General features: G+C 46.7%; 14 protein-coding genes, 1 pseudogene and 3 riboswitches. Of the genes and pseudogenes, 12 read left to right on the top strand and 3 right to left on the bottom strand.

Annotated features, from left to right (window positions below; genetic code table 11):
• Positions 1-50 precede the first annotated feature (50 nt).
• Together D2962_RS14535 and D2962_RS14530 are read right to left on the bottom strand one after the other, a co-directional pair.
• On the bottom strand, positions 51-338 hold the full coding sequence (locus D2962_RS14535) for a methyltransferase domain-containing protein (protein WP_281273799.1): 288 nt from the start codon (positions 336-338) through the stop codon (positions 51-53).
• A gap of 168 nt (positions 339-506) precedes the next feature.
• Positions 507-953: a MarR family winged helix-turn-helix transcriptional regulator gene (locus tag D2962_RS14530; RefSeq protein WP_122015406.1), complete on the bottom strand. Its 447-nt coding sequence runs from the start codon at positions 951-953 to the stop codon at positions 507-509.
• A gap of 51 nt (positions 954-1,004) precedes the next feature.
• Here D2962_RS14530 and D2962_RS19725 point away from each other — a divergent pair.
• The 6 genes and pseudogenes from D2962_RS19725 to D2962_RS14500 all read left to right on the top strand — a co-directional run.
• Positions 1,005-1,136, top strand: a pseudogene (locus D2962_RS19725) (heavy metal-binding domain-containing protein); the annotation flags it as partial.
• Positions 1,137-1,188: 52 nt separating this feature from the next.
• Positions 1,189-1,416: a type II toxin-antitoxin system RelE/ParE family toxin gene (locus tag D2962_RS14520; RefSeq protein WP_187695377.1), complete on the top strand. Its 228-nt coding sequence runs from the start codon at positions 1,189-1,191 to the stop codon at positions 1,414-1,416.
• A gap of 72 nt (positions 1,417-1,488) precedes the next feature.
• Positions 1,489-1,605: riboswitch (SAM riboswitch) on the top strand.
• 70 nt (positions 1,606-1,675) lie between these two features.
• Positions 1,676-2,950, top strand: coding sequence for a homocysteine synthase (locus D2962_RS14515; RefSeq protein ID WP_222927563.1), 1,275 nt, complete (start codon positions 1,676-1,678; stop codon positions 2,948-2,950).
• Between the two features lie 19 nt (positions 2,951-2,969).
• Complete coding sequence (gene metX, locus D2962_RS14510) at positions 2,970-4,118, top strand: homoserine O-acetyltransferase MetX (RefSeq protein WP_122015404.1); 1,149 nt, start codon at positions 2,970-2,972, stop codon at positions 4,116-4,118.
• A 57-nt stretch (positions 4,119-4,175) separates the two neighbouring features.
• Entirely contained in the window at positions 4,176-5,078 is a 903-nt protein-coding gene (locus D2962_RS14505; RefSeq protein ID WP_122015403.1) for a methylenetetrahydrofolate reductase, read from the top strand.
• 79 nt (positions 5,079-5,157) lie between these two features.
• Positions 5,158-7,665, top strand: a complete 2,508-nt coding sequence (locus tag D2962_RS14500) for a homocysteine S-methyltransferase family protein (RefSeq protein WP_245984733.1) — start codon at positions 5,158-5,160, stop codon at positions 7,663-7,665.
• Between the two features lie 2 nt (positions 7,666-7,667).
• Here the strand turns inward: D2962_RS14500 and splB are convergent, their stop codons facing one another.
• Positions 7,668-8,693, bottom strand: a complete 1,026-nt coding sequence (splB, locus tag D2962_RS14495) for a spore photoproduct lyase (protein ID WP_122015402.1) — start codon at positions 8,691-8,693, stop codon at positions 7,668-7,670.
• Positions 8,694-8,791: 98 nt separating this feature from the next.
• A riboswitch (cyclic di-AMP (ydaO/yuaA leader) is annotated at positions 8,792-8,957 on the top strand.
• A gap of 99 nt (positions 8,958-9,056) precedes the next feature.
• Here splB and asnB point away from each other — a divergent pair.
• The 6 genes from asnB to D2962_RS14465 all read left to right on the top strand — a co-directional run bounded on the left by asnB (position 9,057) and on the right by D2962_RS14465 (position 16,012).
• Positions 9,057-10,571 (top strand): asparagine synthase B, encoded by a 1,515-nt coding sequence (asnB, locus tag D2962_RS14490; RefSeq protein ID WP_122015401.1) that lies wholly within the window; start codon positions 9,057-9,059, stop codon positions 10,569-10,571.
• 22 nt (positions 10,572-10,593) lie between these two features.
• Positions 10,594-11,115 (top strand): methylated-DNA--[protein]-cysteine S-methyltransferase, encoded by a 522-nt coding sequence (locus tag D2962_RS14485; protein WP_122015400.1) that lies wholly within the window; start codon positions 10,594-10,596, stop codon positions 11,113-11,115.
• 53 nt (positions 11,116-11,168) lie between these two features.
• Positions 11,169-11,334, top strand: a riboswitch (cyclic di-AMP (ydaO/yuaA leader).
• Positions 11,335-11,436: 102 nt separating this feature from the next.
• On the top strand, positions 11,437-12,570 hold the full coding sequence (locus D2962_RS14480) for an NAD/NADP-dependent octopine/nopaline dehydrogenase family protein (protein ID WP_120766760.1): 1,134 nt from the start codon (positions 11,437-11,439) through the stop codon (positions 12,568-12,570).
• On the top strand, positions 12,567-14,225 hold the full coding sequence (locus D2962_RS14475) for a cobalamin B12-binding domain-containing protein (RefSeq protein WP_122015399.1): 1,659 nt from the start codon (positions 12,567-12,569) through the stop codon (positions 14,223-14,225). Before D2962_RS14480 ends, D2962_RS14475 begins: the two co-directional genes overlap by 4 nt.
• Positions 14,226-14,529: 304 nt before the next feature.
• On the top strand, positions 14,530-15,033 hold the full coding sequence (locus D2962_RS14470; protein ID WP_120766758.1) for an RNA polymerase sigma factor: 504 nt from the start codon (positions 14,530-14,532) through the stop codon (positions 15,031-15,033).
• Positions 15,011-16,012, top strand: a complete 1,002-nt coding sequence (locus D2962_RS14465) for an anti sigma factor C-terminal domain-containing protein (RefSeq protein WP_122015398.1) — start codon at positions 15,011-15,013, stop codon at positions 16,010-16,012. The genes D2962_RS14470 and D2962_RS14465 overlap by 23 nt, the downstream gene beginning before the upstream one ends.
• The last annotated feature ends 72 nt before the right edge of the window (positions 16,013-16,084 follow it).

The raw sequence follows: 16,084 nt of genomic DNA, 5'->3' as shown, positions 1-16,084 counted from the left end.
TTCAACTGTCAAATGTGAGATTATAACACAAAAACAATAAAAGTAAACATCTACGTTGGTTTAATTTCTATGTTTTTAAAGCCGACTTTTTCTAAAATACTCCTGTATTCTTCGATTCCTAAAGCGCCGCCAAGGCAGCCGCACCACATTTCCGCGCGTTTTCTTATATGCTCAGGAATCGGCTTTATAGAAACAATATCTGCTATGGCCAGTCTTCCACCTGGTTTTAAAACCCCGAACGCTTCGGATAATGTTTTCTCTTTGTCTTCCGACAGGTTAATGACACAATTGGAAATAATAACATCCACTGTACTGTCGGGCAGGGGGATATGTTCGATATAACCCTCGATATCTCTGCCATATCACCATTACAGCAGGAAGAGGAAGTATAGGAGCAGCAACTTGCCTTTTTCTTCGGATTTTTGAAGCACATGATATGCTATTTTTCCATAGTGTTTTTTTTACTGTTGATTTTACATCAAAATCCATCGACGATTCTCCTTTCTTCATTTACAGCATTCATTTGCCTTTATGGCATTTAATAAAATCTGTAAGCTTTCCAACACCTGTTCTCTTTTATCGACAGGGATCGATTCAAATATTTTCCGGTAATACAAGTTCAAACTTTCCTCAATACCTTTAAAAATCTTGACGCCACTTTCGGAGAGTTTTATGTTTACATATCGCCTGTCTTTCGGATCAAGTTCACGCTCCGCCAGTCCATTACTTACAAGATTATTAACTGTGCGGCTCATTGTACTGCTATCGAGGTTCAACAATTCCGAAAGCTCAATTAAAGAGATACTCTTTGCCCGTCCGATTTCAACCAGTGCATGACACTGGGCGAGGGTTATTCCGCAGCAAGAAAATTCACCTTCCTCTAGCAAACCAAGCCTCCTTTCAATTTGCCGGATAGACTCACGCAATTGTTTTACTTTGTCTAATTCTTTCATATGAATTGCCTCCTGCAATTATTGTAATATAAAATAATTGTATTATGCAATATTAAAAAATATTTTATCGATACATCATATGGTTTTTTTATAAAGCGATTTAATGAAGCAAGGGAAGAAGCATTAAAAGAAATGGAGGAAAGAGCGGCCAATCTCGGAGCCAATGCGGTCATCGGTGTGGATGAAATCGGAGAAGTGGATGAAATGATGAAGAAAACCATTAAGGAGATTGTCGATGAGCAGCGTGGATAAAAGATATCATGTTATTATCTCTGAAAGAGCGGGAGAAATGCTTTTGCAGCATGCCCGCTTTTTAGCGCAGGTCAGCACCCGGGCTGCCGACAAGCTAAGGATGGATGTCGTAGAGGCGGCAAAATCCCTGCAAGAGTTTCCGGAGCGCGGTTCCTGGCTTGCCGATCCGATATTGCCGAAAGGATATAAACTATTTTTTAAAAAGTATTGACAAAAAGAGCCGTCCTAAAGTATAATTGATTCCAATATAAATTATAACTGAATATGATGATAGGTTATATACCTCTTATCAAGAGCGGTGGAGGGACTGGCCCGATGAAACCCGGCAACCGTCAGGAGATTTTTCTCCTGAAATGGTGCCAATTCCTGCAAAACGCAGCGACGTTTTGAGAGATGAGAGGAAGGCGGAAAACAGCCCTCTTCTTATCGAAGAGGGTTTTTTTATACCAGAAATCAGAGGAGGAATCATCATGACAAATTATCGTTTCAACACTCTGGCGCTCCATGCGGGGCAGGAGCCGGACCCGGTTACAGGTTCCAGGGCGGTACCCATCTACCAGACCACTTCTTACGTATTCAGAAGCACACAGCATGCGGCGGACCTTTTTGCTTTGAAAGAAGAGGGAAATATCTACACCCGCATTTCAAATCCTACCCAGGATGTACTGGAAAAGCGTTTGGCAGCCCTGGAAGGGGGTGTTGGGGCTCTGGCCTTTTCTTCCGGGCAGGCAGCCATCACCACCGCCATCCTAAACATCGCAAAAGCGGGAGATGAGATAGTGTCATCCAGCAATCTCTACGGTGGCACATACAATCTCCTGGCCTCTACCCTGAAAAGGCTTGGAATAGAAGTGAAATTTGTAGACCCGAAGGATCCGGAAAACTTTAAAAAGGCCATCACCGGCAGGACCAGGGCCATCTACGGCGAGATCATAGGCAACCCTAAAATTGATGTGCTGGATGTAGAAAAAGTGGCCGGTATTGCCCATGAGGCGCAAATCCCGCTTATTATCGACAACACCTTTGCCAGCCCTTATCTGTGCAGGCCCATAGTGTTTGGCGCCGACATAGTGGTCCATTCAGCCACTAAATTTATCGGCGGGCACGGCACTTCCATCGGCGGCATCCTGGTGGATTCGGGAAAATTTGACTGGGCAAACGGCAAGTTCCCGGAACTCACGGAACCGGACCCCAGCTACCACGGTATAGTTTATACAGAAGTTTTCGGTCCGGCAGCCTATATAGCCAGGGCCAGAACCCAGCTATTAAGGGACCTCGGAGCCTGCATAAGCCCCTTTAACGCCTTTTTGCTGCTGCAGGGGCTGGAGACGCTGCCCCTTCGCATGCAGCGCCATGTGGAAAATGCCCGCAGGGCAGCTGAATTTCTTAAAAACCACCCGAAAGTGGCATGGGTGAACTACCCGGATTTGCCCGATTCTCCTTATCATGAACTGGCAGCCAAATACCTGCCGAAAGGTTCTGGAGCTATATTTACCTTTGGCATAAAGGGCGGCCTGGAAGCGGGCAAGAGGTTCATAGAAAGTCTCAAGCTCTTTTCACACCTTGCCAATGTCGGTGATGCAAAATCCCTGGTGATACACCCTGCCAGCACCACCCACCAGCAGCTTTCTTTAGAAGAGCAGCTTTCGGCCGGGGTGACGCCTGACATGATAAGGATTTCCATAGGCATCGAGGACATAGAAGATATATTGGAAGACCTGGAGAGAGGGCTTTCGGCTGTGTGATCAGGAAGGAGGGATACCGATGATAGTAAAAGAAAGGTTCTTTTCCTTTACCAGGGATGAGATAGCTTTTACCACCGAAAGCGGTTATACCTTTGATGAGGTTCAGGTGGCTTACGAGACTTACGGGAGCCTGAACGAAGATAAAGATAATGCCATCCTGGTACTGCATGCATTAAGCGGGGATGCCCACGCAGCGGGGTTTTACACCCCCCAGGACGCAAAACCCGGCTGGTGGGACCCCATGATAGGTCCGGGCAGAGCCCTGGACACCGAAAAATTTTATGTCATATGTTCCAATGTTCTGGGAGGGTGCAGGGGCACTACCGGTCCCACCTCCCTGAACCCCGCCATCGGTAAGCCTTATGGTATTAGCTTTCCCTCCATAAACATCAGGGATATGGTGCGGCTTCAGAAGGTGCTGCTGGACCATCTGGGGGTTAAAAAATTAAAGCTGGCCATCGGCGGTTCCATGGGAGGCATGCAGGCCCTGGAGTGGGCTGTTACCTTCCCGGATTTCGTGGAAGCGGTGGTGCCCATTGCCACCACCCATAAACTTTCCCCGCTGGCCATAGCCTTTAATTACCTGGGCATAAAGGCCATAGAAAACGACCCGGAATGGAGAGATGGGGATTACCTTGAATACGGCCAGCCTGCAAAAGGCCTTTCCCTGGCCAGGATGATAGGCACCATAACATATAAGAGTGATGAGCTTTTCAAGCGGCGGTTTGACCGGGCGATAAATCCGGACACAGGACTTTTCCAGGTGGAAAGCTATTTAGATCATCACGGGGAATCCTTCGTGAGGCGCTTTGATGCCAACACATATCTTTATCTTGTAAGAGCCATGAATGAACATGATATCTCAAAACCTTACGGTTCACTGGAAAGAACCATCCGGCGCATAAGGTCCCGGGTGCTGATGATCGGTATTGATACGGATATGCTGTATTTCCCCGACGATATGAGGAATTTCATCAGGAGGCTAAATACCGCCGGAGGATACGGGGAATATAAAGAAATAAAATCCTGTCAGGGCCATGACGCTTTTTTGATAGATTTCGACCAGCTTTCGCCTATAGTGAAGGAATTTCTGGAGGGGACGGAAGAAATCCTTGACAGCGGGCGAAATTTCTCCGACTACAACCAGAGTTTCCGGAACAATATATAAATTTCAATGGCATTTTTGCATGGTATTACAATACTAAATTATAGGAGTATGAGAGATATGTATAATAACTTTAAGAGCAAATTGAAGGGTGGACAGTTTACCGTTACGGTGGAAATAAGCTCGCCCAAGGGGACGTATTTAAATCAAATACTTCAGGATATTAGAGAATTAAAGGATATAGTGGACGCCGTAAATATATGCGATAATCCCATGGCCAATATGAGGATGGGTTCTATACCGCTGGCCCACATCATCCAGGAGACTTTAGGTATAGAAACCATACCCCATATGGCCTGCAGGGATAGGAATATCATCGGTATTCAATCGGAACTTTTGGGGGCCTGGGCTTTGGGTATTAAAAACATCTTTGCGGTGACGGGAGATGCACCGGCTAAAGGTGACCATCCCGGTGCTGCAGGGATTTTCGAGGTGGACTCTAAAGGGCTTATCAAGATCATAGATACTCTGAATAATGGCAAGGACCTGGCAAATAATACCCTTAAAGGTTCCACCGAGTTTTTCATAGGTACCGCGGCAAATCCTGCTGCGGAAAGTCTCGATGGAGAAATAAAAAAATTGGAGGAAAAAGTTCTTTCCGGAGCGAATTTTATACAGACACAACCGGTTTATGACATGGATGTTCTGGACAGATTTCTTGAAAAGGCATTATTATTGGATGTACCGATACTCGTGGGGATAATGCCGCTGAAGAGCCAGCGCATGGCCATAAATTTCAACAGCCGCGTAGAGGGGGTTAATATTCCCCTGAAAATAATAGACAGGATGAAGAGAGGGCGCCGGGAAGGTATGGAAATATCCTGGGAGCTGGCCGAAGAAATCAGGGAAAGAGGCTGCGGGGTCCACCTGATGCCCCTCGGCGATATTGAAGCTGCTGTTCAGATAATTAAAGGTCTGAGGTTGCCCGCAAAAAAAGTCCATGACGCATCAGGAACGTTGTGATGGCAGCTGTCATATTGAACCAATAGCCTCTGTTTTATTTGTAATTTGTTCAAGATTTGATTAAAATGGGGGATTTATAGTGCAACAAACTATAAAAGAAATATTAAAAAAACGTGTCCTCATCTTCGATGGTGCTATGGGCACCGAGCTTATAAGAAGGGGCCTTTTGCCTGGCGAATGTCCGGAGAGCTGGAATATTAATCGTCATGAAGCGGTGGAAGAAATACATAAAGCGTACATTGAAGCAGGGGCTGAAGTCATCGAAACCAATACCTTCGGGGCCAACGGCGTAAAACTGCGGAACTTCGGGCTTTCGGATAAGGTAAGGGAATTGAATTTCAGGGCTGTGGAAATTGCAAAAAAGGCTTCCGGCGGCCGTGCTCTGGTAGCTCTTTCCGTTGGCCCTACGGGAATGCTGATGGAACCTCACGGTAATTTGAGCTTTGAAGAAGCCCGTAATACCTTCCGGGAGCAGATGGAAAGCGCCCTGGAAGCAGGGCCGGACCTTATCGTGATTGAGACCATGAGCCAGCTTCAGGAAGCCCGGGCCGCGTTAATTGCCGCAAGAGAACTTACTTCAATACCCGTAGTGGCCACTATGACCTTTGAAGAATCCGGAAGGACTCTGATGGGCACTGACCCCACTACAGCCCTTGTGGTCCTTTTATCTCTGGGAGCGGATATAGTGGGCGTTAACTGTTCTCTGGGCCCTGACAAAATGGCAAACATCCTGTCGGAAATGGCAAGATTTAATGTTCCCCTAATTGTACAGCCCAATGCCGGAATTCCCGAACTGATAGACGGTAGGACGGTATACCGCCTGTCTCCTCAAGACTTTGCCGGTTACTGTGAGAAACTTGCCAAAATAGGCGCAAGCGCCATCGGGGGCTGCTGCGGCACCACGCCGGAGCATATAAGGCTGCTGAAGAAAGCATTGTCCGGGGCAAGACCCAAAGTATTGGCGAGCCATCCGGTTCTCCTGCCTTCGGATGAATCGGATGGCTCCCTAACATTAAATTTACCCCGGATGGCTCTCTGTTCGGATAAGAAGACTGTCTTTGTTTCACCGGGAGAGCCTGTAAAAATCATAGGTGAAAGAATAAATCCCACCGGCAAGAAGGCCATGATCGAAGAGTTAAAGCGGGGGTCATTAAACAGCGTAATAGAAAAGGCTTTAGATGAGCAGAAGACAGGCGCCCATATCCTGGATGTAAACATCGGGGCTCCCGGAATAGATGAGCGTACTCTCATGAGGCAAGCTGTACTACAACTTCAGACGGTGGTGGATTTACCCCTGTGTCTTGACAGCGCCAGGGTGGATGTGCTGGAAGAAGGCTTGAAGGTGTATGCCGGCAGGGCCCTGGTAAATTCCGTGAATGGCAGCGAAAAAAGAATGGAGAGGCTGCTTCCCATCGTACGAAAATACGGAGCCGCCGTCATAGCCCTTACCATGGATGAAAGGGGAATACCTCAAAAGGCAGAAGAAAGGTTTAAAATAGCAAAAAGGATTGTAGAACGTGCCGGAGAATACGGTATCTGCCAGCAGGATGTAGTGGTGGACTGCCTTGTCCTCACCGCCGGTGCCCAGCAGGATTATGTGTTGGAGGCGGTAAAGGCGCTGCGCATGGTGAAGGAGGAGCTGGGATGTCTTACCACCCTGGGGATTAGCAATGTTTCTTTCGGGTTGCCTCACAGGTCTTCCCTGAATAGCGCATATCTGTCTATGGCCCTGGGAGCGGGTCTGGACCTTCCCATTGTAAACCCTATGGACCCGGAGGTATGGGAAATTATCAGGGCCGCCGGTGTGCTAACGGGCAGGGATAAAAATGCTGCGGATTTCATTGCTTATTACGGAGACAGAGATAAGGAGCAGAGCAAGAAAGAAAAAATAAAATTTACGGCAAAAGACGAAAAGGATAACATTAAAGACGGCGCCGGAACGGTAATGGATATGAGCCATAGACTGCATGATTGTATCCTTGAAGGCAAGAGGAATGCGGTGGACCATATTTTAAAGGATTTGCTCAATGCCGGGGCAAGCCCCATGAACATCGTGGACGAAATTATAATTCCCGCTCTGAAAGAAGTGGGGGAAAAATATGAGCTTGGAGAATATTTTCTTCCACAGCTGATTCAGTCGGCCGAAGCCGCCCAGGAAGTTTTTAAATTACTAAAGGAACGCTTCCCGGCAAGTCAAAAGAAGGCCAGAGGAAAAGTTGTTCTGGCAACGGTTAAGGGAGACATTCATGATATAGGTAAAAATATAGTGAAGGTAATCATGGAAAATTACGGCTTTGAAGTCATTGACCTTGGAAAAGATGTGGCCCCTGAAAAAATTACCGTAGAATTAAGGAAAAATCCGGGAATCAGGCTTGTAGGACTCAGCGCCCTTATGACCACCAGCATACCTGCCATGGAACATACCATTCTGGAGATAAAAAAACTTGATCCCGGCTGCAGTGTGGTGGTCGGTGGCGCGGTTTTGACCCAGACCCTGGCCGATAAAATAGGTGCGGACTTTTACGCAAAAGATGCCCTGGAGGGTGTAAAAGTGGCCGAAAGAGTGTACGGCGGAGAACAGGCTTAAAATTATACAAAGTACAGTATCTTACTTTTAGGGAAAATTTCACGGATTTTTTCGTCGAAGAAATTCTTCATTTCATCCATTTTTTCCTTTGGATATATATATTTTCCGTAACCGAACTGACCGTATTTAAAAACTCTCTGTTTTTCATCCATGGGCAGTTTGGTGCGGGGAAACACCTCCAGTATGTTTGTTTTTGCCCGGCGGGTAAACCTGTGGGTGATAAGTTCAAAGCTTACGGAACAGCCCGCCGCGGCATTTAATTCTGTGCCAAGCCTTTCAAGCATTTCTTCGTAGTCCTGTCTCCAGCCCGGGTAGTGAAAAATGGGACCTATAATAAAACCCAGAGGATAGCCGGCTCCGGCGACTTTTGCAGCGGCTGAAATACGCTCCTGGGCGGAAGGGGTCCTGTGTTCAAAATTTTTTATTATAAACTGGTTGTTAATGCTGAAGCGGATTGTGGTCCTACCGCAGTGCGCGGCGTCCAGCAGGGATTCGACATTGGTGAATTTGGTGACAAACCGGAATAGCCCATTCCGGGTTGACCCGAAAAACTCAATGGCCTTTTTTAATGCTCCGGTATAAGGCTCCACCGGAAGAGGGTCCGACGTGGCGGCTCCTTCGAAAATGGTAACCTCCGGTTTTCTCCTGGAAATATATTCTTGGGCTCTTTCCAGGATTTGATCTATATTTACATAGACTCTTATATATGGTTTTTTTCCAAGGGTGGTATTCAGATAACAGTATTCACATTCTCCCATACACCCGGTTACCAATGGGAGCTGATAATGGGCTGAAGGTTTGCAGGTCTGAAAATCAAGGCTCCTGCGAACTCCCACCACCAGAGTCCTCTTGGATTCGAAAAATGCTTCCTGGGGGGTCTTACCGGGTATTCCCGTCACCCTGTTGTGAGAACCGATAAATAATGTTTCCACTCCGAGCTGCTGCATTTTATAATAAACCTGCTGTCCTACGGCATAATCCAGTGCCTCCCTCTCAAATAAAGCCCTTTTGGGTAAAAACATATCCATTATATTCACCTCTACTTTAGTTTCTCCTAATTTGCTCTACTTATTGACATTGCTTACAAACATCTGGTAAAATGTTGGTAACAGCAAAATATACTTTTCAATCTTGAACGCTGAGTTCTTTCCTGAGGGAAAGAAGCGGGGGAACCAATAAAATGGGGTGAATCCCCTTTGACTGAGGATTTATTATTTTCGGTCTAGGGGGTAGGGTTACACTCTTCGGCCCGAATCCGTCAGCTAACCTCGCAAGCGTGGTAAGGGGAGATTGATGGTGCAATTTATATTAAGGCATTATTTCGGGCCGTGATCTCCACGGCTTTTATTTTTTCAAAAACCCCATTTTTTAATACTATGGAGGTGGTAATTATGTGCGGTATAGCGGGAAGTTTTGGAAAGCCGGACCCGGGAAAGATCAAAATAATGCTCGGCATGATGGAAAAAAGAGGGCCCGATGACAGGGGGATTTATACCGCCCATGATGTGGTCCTGGGACATAACCGCCTGACCATCATCGATTTAAATACCGGTAGACAACCACTGTTCAATGAAGATGGTACCATAAGCCTGGTTTTTAACGGTGAGATATACAATTACAAAAAATTGAGGGCATGGCTAAAAAGTATGGGGCATAAGTTTAAGACAGATACCGACAGCGAGGTATTGTTACACCTTTACGAGGAACTGGGTCCAGATATGGTATATAAGCTGGATGGCATGTTTGCCTTTGCAATTTACAGTAAAAATGATTTTTTACTGGCCAGGGACCCTCTAGGCATTAAACCCCTTTACTACGGTAAAGATTCTGAAGGTACATTATATTTCGCATCGGAAATTAAGGGCCTTTTGCAGATAACCGATGACGTAAAAGAATTTCCTAATGGACATTTTTACACTCATACAAGGGGCTTTGAGAGATACTTCAGAATAAAAACTGAACAAGAAATTTCAGCCGATGAAGAAACTCTTATAGAAGAACTGGAAGAAAAATTATCTAAAGCAGTTCAAAAGCGGCTCATGGCCGATGTGCCCTTAGGGGTATTCTTGAGCGGAGGACTGGACTCCAGCCTCATTGCGGCGATGGCGAGAAAATATGTGGATGGAGAACTACATTCCTTTGCGGTGGGGATTAAAGGTTCCGACGATCTTTATTATTCCCGGATAGTAGCACAACATCTTGGGACTACTCATCATGTTTTTGAATATACTAAAGAAGATGTGATAAAGGCTCTGCCCCAGGTGATATATTATCTGGAATCCTTTGACCCTGCCCTGGTCAGAAGCGCCATTCCCACATATTTTGTTTCCCGTCTTGCCAGCAGATATGTAAAAGTGGTATTATCGGGAGAGGGGGCCGATGAACTCTTCGCAGGTTACGAATACCTCAAAAGACATAAGCTTGAAGATATCAATGAAGAGCTTCTAAGGATAACTAATAACCTGCACAACACAAATCTCCAGCGGGTAGACCGCATGACCATGGCCAATTCCATAGAAGGAAGAGTGCCCTTTCTTGATGTAGAGGTTGTGAATTTCGCTTTTTCTATAAAGGAAGACCTGAAGTTGTCTCCGGTAAAATATACCGAAAAATGGATTCTTCGCAAAGTGGCGGAAAAATACCTCCCAAAACAAGTGGTATGGAGAAAAAAAGAGAAGTTTGCCCACGGAACAGGAACAAGCCATATTCTTGCAGAATGGGCGAAAGAAGCGGGGAATTTGGACCCGGCGGTGGAAAGCGGAATATATAAAGGAGCAGGCGATACCCGTTGTAATTATATGGAAGAGCAAGCTTATCGAAAAATATTTAAAAAGTATTTTCCGAAAGTGAAAGACCTCTCCTTTGTTGGCAAGACCCGAAGCATATTGCCTGGAGAAATATCGTAAGAAAAGAGGAAATAACTTATATATGGAAACAATCTATTACCGCCGTATTGATACAAAAATCGGAAGGCTCATGATAGCTTCCACCCGGAAGGGCCTATGCTGTGTAGGTCTACCGGGGGAATTGGAAGAACGCTTTATCGAAGGGTTGAAGAAGACCTATGGAAAATGTGATTTGTGGGATGAGGATGGCAAAGGAGAAAAGAGTTCCATCAATGATAAAGCTCTGGAAGAACTCCTGCTATATTTTGATGGAAAGTTAAAGCAATTTACCGTACCCCTGGACATGAGGGGTACCGATTTTCAGAAAAAGGTATGGCAGCAGCTTCTTAAAATACCCTATGGAAAGACAGCGAGCTACGGCGATATCGCCAGGGCTATCGGCAAACCCGGGGCTTCCAGAGCAGTAGGAGGAGCCAACAACAAAAACCCCTTACCCATTGTGGTGCCCTGCCACCGGGTGGTAGGCAGCGATGGTTCGCTGGTGGGCTACGGCGGTGGATTGGAAATAAAAAAATTTTTATTAAGATTGGAGTCGGCTTATTGACAATAATAGTAATCTTTGGTATAATATCATTTACAATAAAAAATATGCTTCTTCAATCTTGAACGCTGAGTTCTTTCCTAAGGGAAAGAAGCGGGGGACCCAATTTTATGGGGTGAATCCCCTTCGACCGGGAGTATTTATATTCTTGATCAAAGGGGTAGGGTTACACTCTTCGACCCGAACCCGGCAGCTAACCTCGTAAGCGTGGTAAGAGGAGGTTGATGGCATTGAGTGCTGTTTATTCAGTATTGCCTCAAAGCTATGGATCTCCATAGCTTTTAATTTTGCCAAAAAATAATTTCCAGAAAAAGGAGGGTGATCATGTTGAATTTTGAGAACGTGTCTTATGCAGTTATTGGGGCCGGCAATGGCGGACTGGCCATGGCAGGGTATCTGGCTCTAAAAGGTTATTCCGTCAATTTGTACAACAGATCCCGGGAAAAGCTGGAATCCCTGATTAGCTATCCTGTTATCACCCTGAGCGGTTCTGTAGAAGGCAAAAGCGTCTTGAACCTGGTTACCAGCGACATCGGAGAAGCTATTCAAAACACCGATATAATAATGGTGACGGTGCCGGCTACGGGACATTACCATCTGGCGAAGGCTATGGCTCCATATTTAAAAGATGGCCAGATTATAGTTTTAAACCCCGGTCGCACCGGCGGAGCCCTGGAGGTCTATGAAACCATCAGAAAATCCGGCTGTGATAAAGATATAGTGGTGGCTGAAGCCCAGACTTTCATATATGCCTGTAGAGCGACGGGACCGAACAGTGCCCGGATATTCAGTGTAAAAAATGAGGTGGCTCTGGCGGCGATCCCTGCCACATCAACCCGGAGGGTCATCAGGCTTTTGTCCGGAGCTTATCCCCAATTTACACCGGCAAGAGATGTGATGGAGACCAGTCTCAACAACTTCGGAGCTATATTCCACCCGGCACCCACGCTGCTCAATAGTGGACACATCGAGAGGGGTCAGGCTTTTGAGTATTACCTGGAGGGAATTACGCCTTCTATAGGCCAGATGCTGGAAAGGCTCGATGCCGAGAGGATGAAGGTGGCCCGGGCTCTGGGAGTTAAGGCCGTTTCGGCTTTAGAGTGGCTGGAGGAGTCCTACGGTGCAAAAGGCGATTCCATATATGAGGCTATCCAGAATAACCCGGCATATAAGGGGCTCACGGCTCCCAAAGGCCTTGACACGCGGTATATCTATGAGGATGTGCCCTGCAGCCTGGTGCCAATTGCATCCATTGCCGAGCATCTGGGTATAGAGACCCCGGCCATAGATACCATAATCCGCCTTGCAAATATGATGACCGGTAGGAATTTCCGGGAGGAGGGCAGGACGGTGGATAAACTGGGCCTTAAGGGATTGAGCGTAGTAGAAATACATCGACTGGCCCAGACCGGGGAGGTTAAGAAGACTACAGTTCACGAACAGGAGGTGGTGGCATGATGAAAAAGATTATAGCTGCTACCATCGGAAACTGTGTCCATGTGGCGGGGATAATGAATTTCCTGTCGCTGGCGGAAAAGGAAGGCTACGATACCCGGTTTTTAGGGGCAGCCATATCCATAGATGAGCTCCTTTCGGCGGTGAAGGCGGAAAAACCCGAATATGTGGGCGTTAGCTACAGGCTGACACCGGAGCCGCTAAAAGAGGTGCTCAAAGAACTTGGGGAAAAGATAAAAGAGGAGAATTTGGAGGGCTTTAAGTGGATCTTCGGTGGTACCGAGCCCACCGCCAGGGTGGCTGAAGAAAGCGGGTTATTTTATAAAGTGTTCGGCGGTATGGAAGACGTGGATGATGTGATAGGGTTTTTAAAGGGCAGGAAGCTTTCGGAAGCAGAATATTATGCCAGAGATCTGATTTCCCGCATAAAATCAAAGTACCCATATCCGATATTAAGGCATCATTTAGGTTTGCCAACAGTGGCCGAGACGGTGGCTTCCATAGAGAAGATAGCCGAGTCAAAGGTTCTGGATGTGATTTCCGTCGCCCCTGACCAGAATGCCCAGGAGCACTTTTTCGAGCAGGATAAAATGGACCACCGCATGGACGGCGCCGGGGGAGTTCCGGTCAGGTCAAGGAAAGATTTTCAGGCCCTTTATAGTGCGGCTCAAAGGGGTAACTTCCCCCTGCTCCGCTGCTACAGCGGCACCAATGACCTGATTCCCTTTGCGGAGCTGCTCCAGGATACCATAAAAAATGCCTGGTGTGCGGTGCCCCTTTGCTGGTACAATGTGCTGGATAAACGGGGCCCCAGGGCGGTGGAGGAATCTATCAGGGAAAATCAACAGGTAATGAAGTGGCACGGGGAACGCAATATTCCGGTGGAGGTAAACGAATCCCACCACTGGAGCCTGAGGGATGCCCATGACACCATAGGTGTGGTTACCGCATACCTTGCGGCATACAATGCCAAAAAGATGGGAGTAAAAGACTATATAGCCCAGTATATGTTCAATGTGCCGCCGTCCATATCGCCAAAAATGGACCTGGCCAAGATGCTGGCAAAAATAGAGCTCATCGAATCGCTGCAGGATGACAGTTTCAGGGTCTACCGCCAGGCCAGGGCGGGCCTTGCCAGCTTTCCGGGAGACCTTTCCCAGGCCAAGGGGCAGCTGGCATCATCGGCATATCTGGCCATGGCCATAAAGCCCCATATCTACCATGTGGTGGGCTACTGCGAAGCCCATCATGCAGCCACGGCCGATGACATCATCGAAAGCTGCAGGATAGTGCGGGGCGTTATCAGGAACAACTTCCTGGGTGTGGTAGATATAACTAAGGATAAAGAGGTCCAGAGAAGAAAGAGGGAGCTCATCGAAGAAGCAATGTTCACCCTGGAAGCCATAAAAGGATTAAATCCCATGGCGGAAGATCCCCTGGCCGATGCCGGGACTATCGCAAAGGCCATCAAGATAGGCATCCTGGATGCGCCGCACCTCAAAGGCAACCCCGCCGCCTGCGGAAAACTCACCACCAGATTGGTGGACGGCGCCCTGTATGCTTACGACACCGAAGAAAAACGGGTCCTCACCGAAAAAGAGCGCATAGAAAGGATCCTGGAAGATTACGATAAAATGCCTTCCAGGGCGGTTATTTAATCTGGACTTTCTGTATAAAACAGCTTATCTGGAACATTAAAAAATTTTTATGCAAATAAGATATAGGAAGAAATTAATAGGAAAATTGTATACTTTTTTCAGCCTCCTTCGTCTATATATATTGAAAACTATAGAGAAGGAGGATTTTTTATGTGTTCATCTAATTCTTTTAAGGTATGAAAGCCGATAAAATCGATAATCTTCTATCTCTACACGCTTGAGCTTTCTTTTTGAAAGCCTTATTCTTATGATTTTACTTAGAAGGTGGGTAATGTAGACGCGGGATTGTTAGGAGGAAGTAAGTTTGTGGCAAGAGCTGTATAAGATGGTATATAGCTACCTGTACAATCTGGGATTGGGCCATGAGGACGCTGAGGATGTAGCCCAGGAGACCTTGACGGCCGTTTACCTCCACCTGGACGGGGTTCAAGAGGGCAAGCTTAAGGCATGGCTTTACACGGTGGCACGCCGTAAGTACATCGACTGGCTTCGGCGCAATAGAAAGGGAATCACGCTGATGGATTTTGACGACTATGATATAGATACGGAAGATAAAGCTCCGGAAAAAATGTTCCTGGAAAAGGAAAACCTCCAGGAAATCCAGACGGTAATGGAAGCCCTCAGCAAACTGGAACGAGACCTATTGATATTAAAGTATAACCTTGAACTTTCCTATGAGGATATCGGCAAAGTCTTGAAGATGAAAACAAATACGGTAAGGGTCGGACTATACCGTGCAAGGCAGCATTTCAAAGAAGAATACTTGAAGTTAAGGAGGTCATCCCATGAAAAAGGAAGAAAAGAATAAGGATGAAAAAAACAATAATGAAATAAAAAAGGTTGAGGAAAATATTAAGCCTGAACATAACATGGGGTTTGATGAAGGTAAGTTTTTACGCCGGGTTCGGTGGATAAGCACCCTTCGCACGGTGGCAATCTCCCTGATAGTGGCTGCAGCATTTTTGATATTGGCGGTGGTTGTAACACAGGAACTCCTTTCCCGGCAGGAATGGAGGCTCTCCGATATATACCCAAGCATTATAAGATACAGTACGCCCAACACCATAGCTATTGAAGGCGACAGCTATGATACAGGTTTTATCGGCAGGCGCAAAAATTTTTATTTGTTTCGCATGGTAGGGAAAAAGCCGGTAGCTGTGGGGACAACTATTGCGGACTTTCAGGTATGGGGTGGAGAACAATTCTGGAATCCCAGCCGCTCTACTATAAAGACTGAAGACGGGATGGAATACCTCTTGCCCAACATGGTGCCGGCATTAAAGTTCTTTCATCCTGCTGCAAAATACGATGAATTTTATGACAAGCCGCCTCGGGAATTTGACCTGCTAGCTAATGTACCTGAAAACAGTACCGTGGAGATGGCCGTATCCTTTTCACATCTTTTAACCCGGGAAGAAATGAAGGCTCTTTTGCCCGCCGGTGTAGAGCCTATGTGGGGGGCGATCACAGCCTACAGTGATAAAGAAATAGAAAAGAAAAACTATCTTGCGGACCGTTTGGTGGGTATCCCCCTGGGAGGTTTCGTCAACGGTGAACATGAGCTGAGCGATGAAGAGTTTATCCAGGAACTTGATACTCTTAGCAAGATCCCCAGCCACTCTTCCAGGGCGCTTTCCCGCACTGCATCTTTTTTAAGGCAAAACGGTGTCAAGTTTTATGGGGTGGTGGTAGTAGGAAAGCCCGAGGCCCTTTTGAAGCTGGCCGACAATCCGACGATATCCGCCGCTGTCATGGGCGCAGTGGAGTGGCAGGGAATGATAAGATAATGGCCAGGAGGATACCCCATCAATGAGGATGAAGACCTCCTCAATTGTCAAACAATATCTGATTTAGTGACT

Source organism: Biomaibacter acetigenes (assembly GCF_003691585.1).
Taxonomy (GTDB): Bacteria; Bacillota; Thermosediminibacteria; order Thermosediminibacterales; family Tepidanaerobacteraceae; genus Biomaibacter; species Biomaibacter acetigenes.
This window is presented reverse-complemented; position numbering and strand designations above follow the sequence as displayed.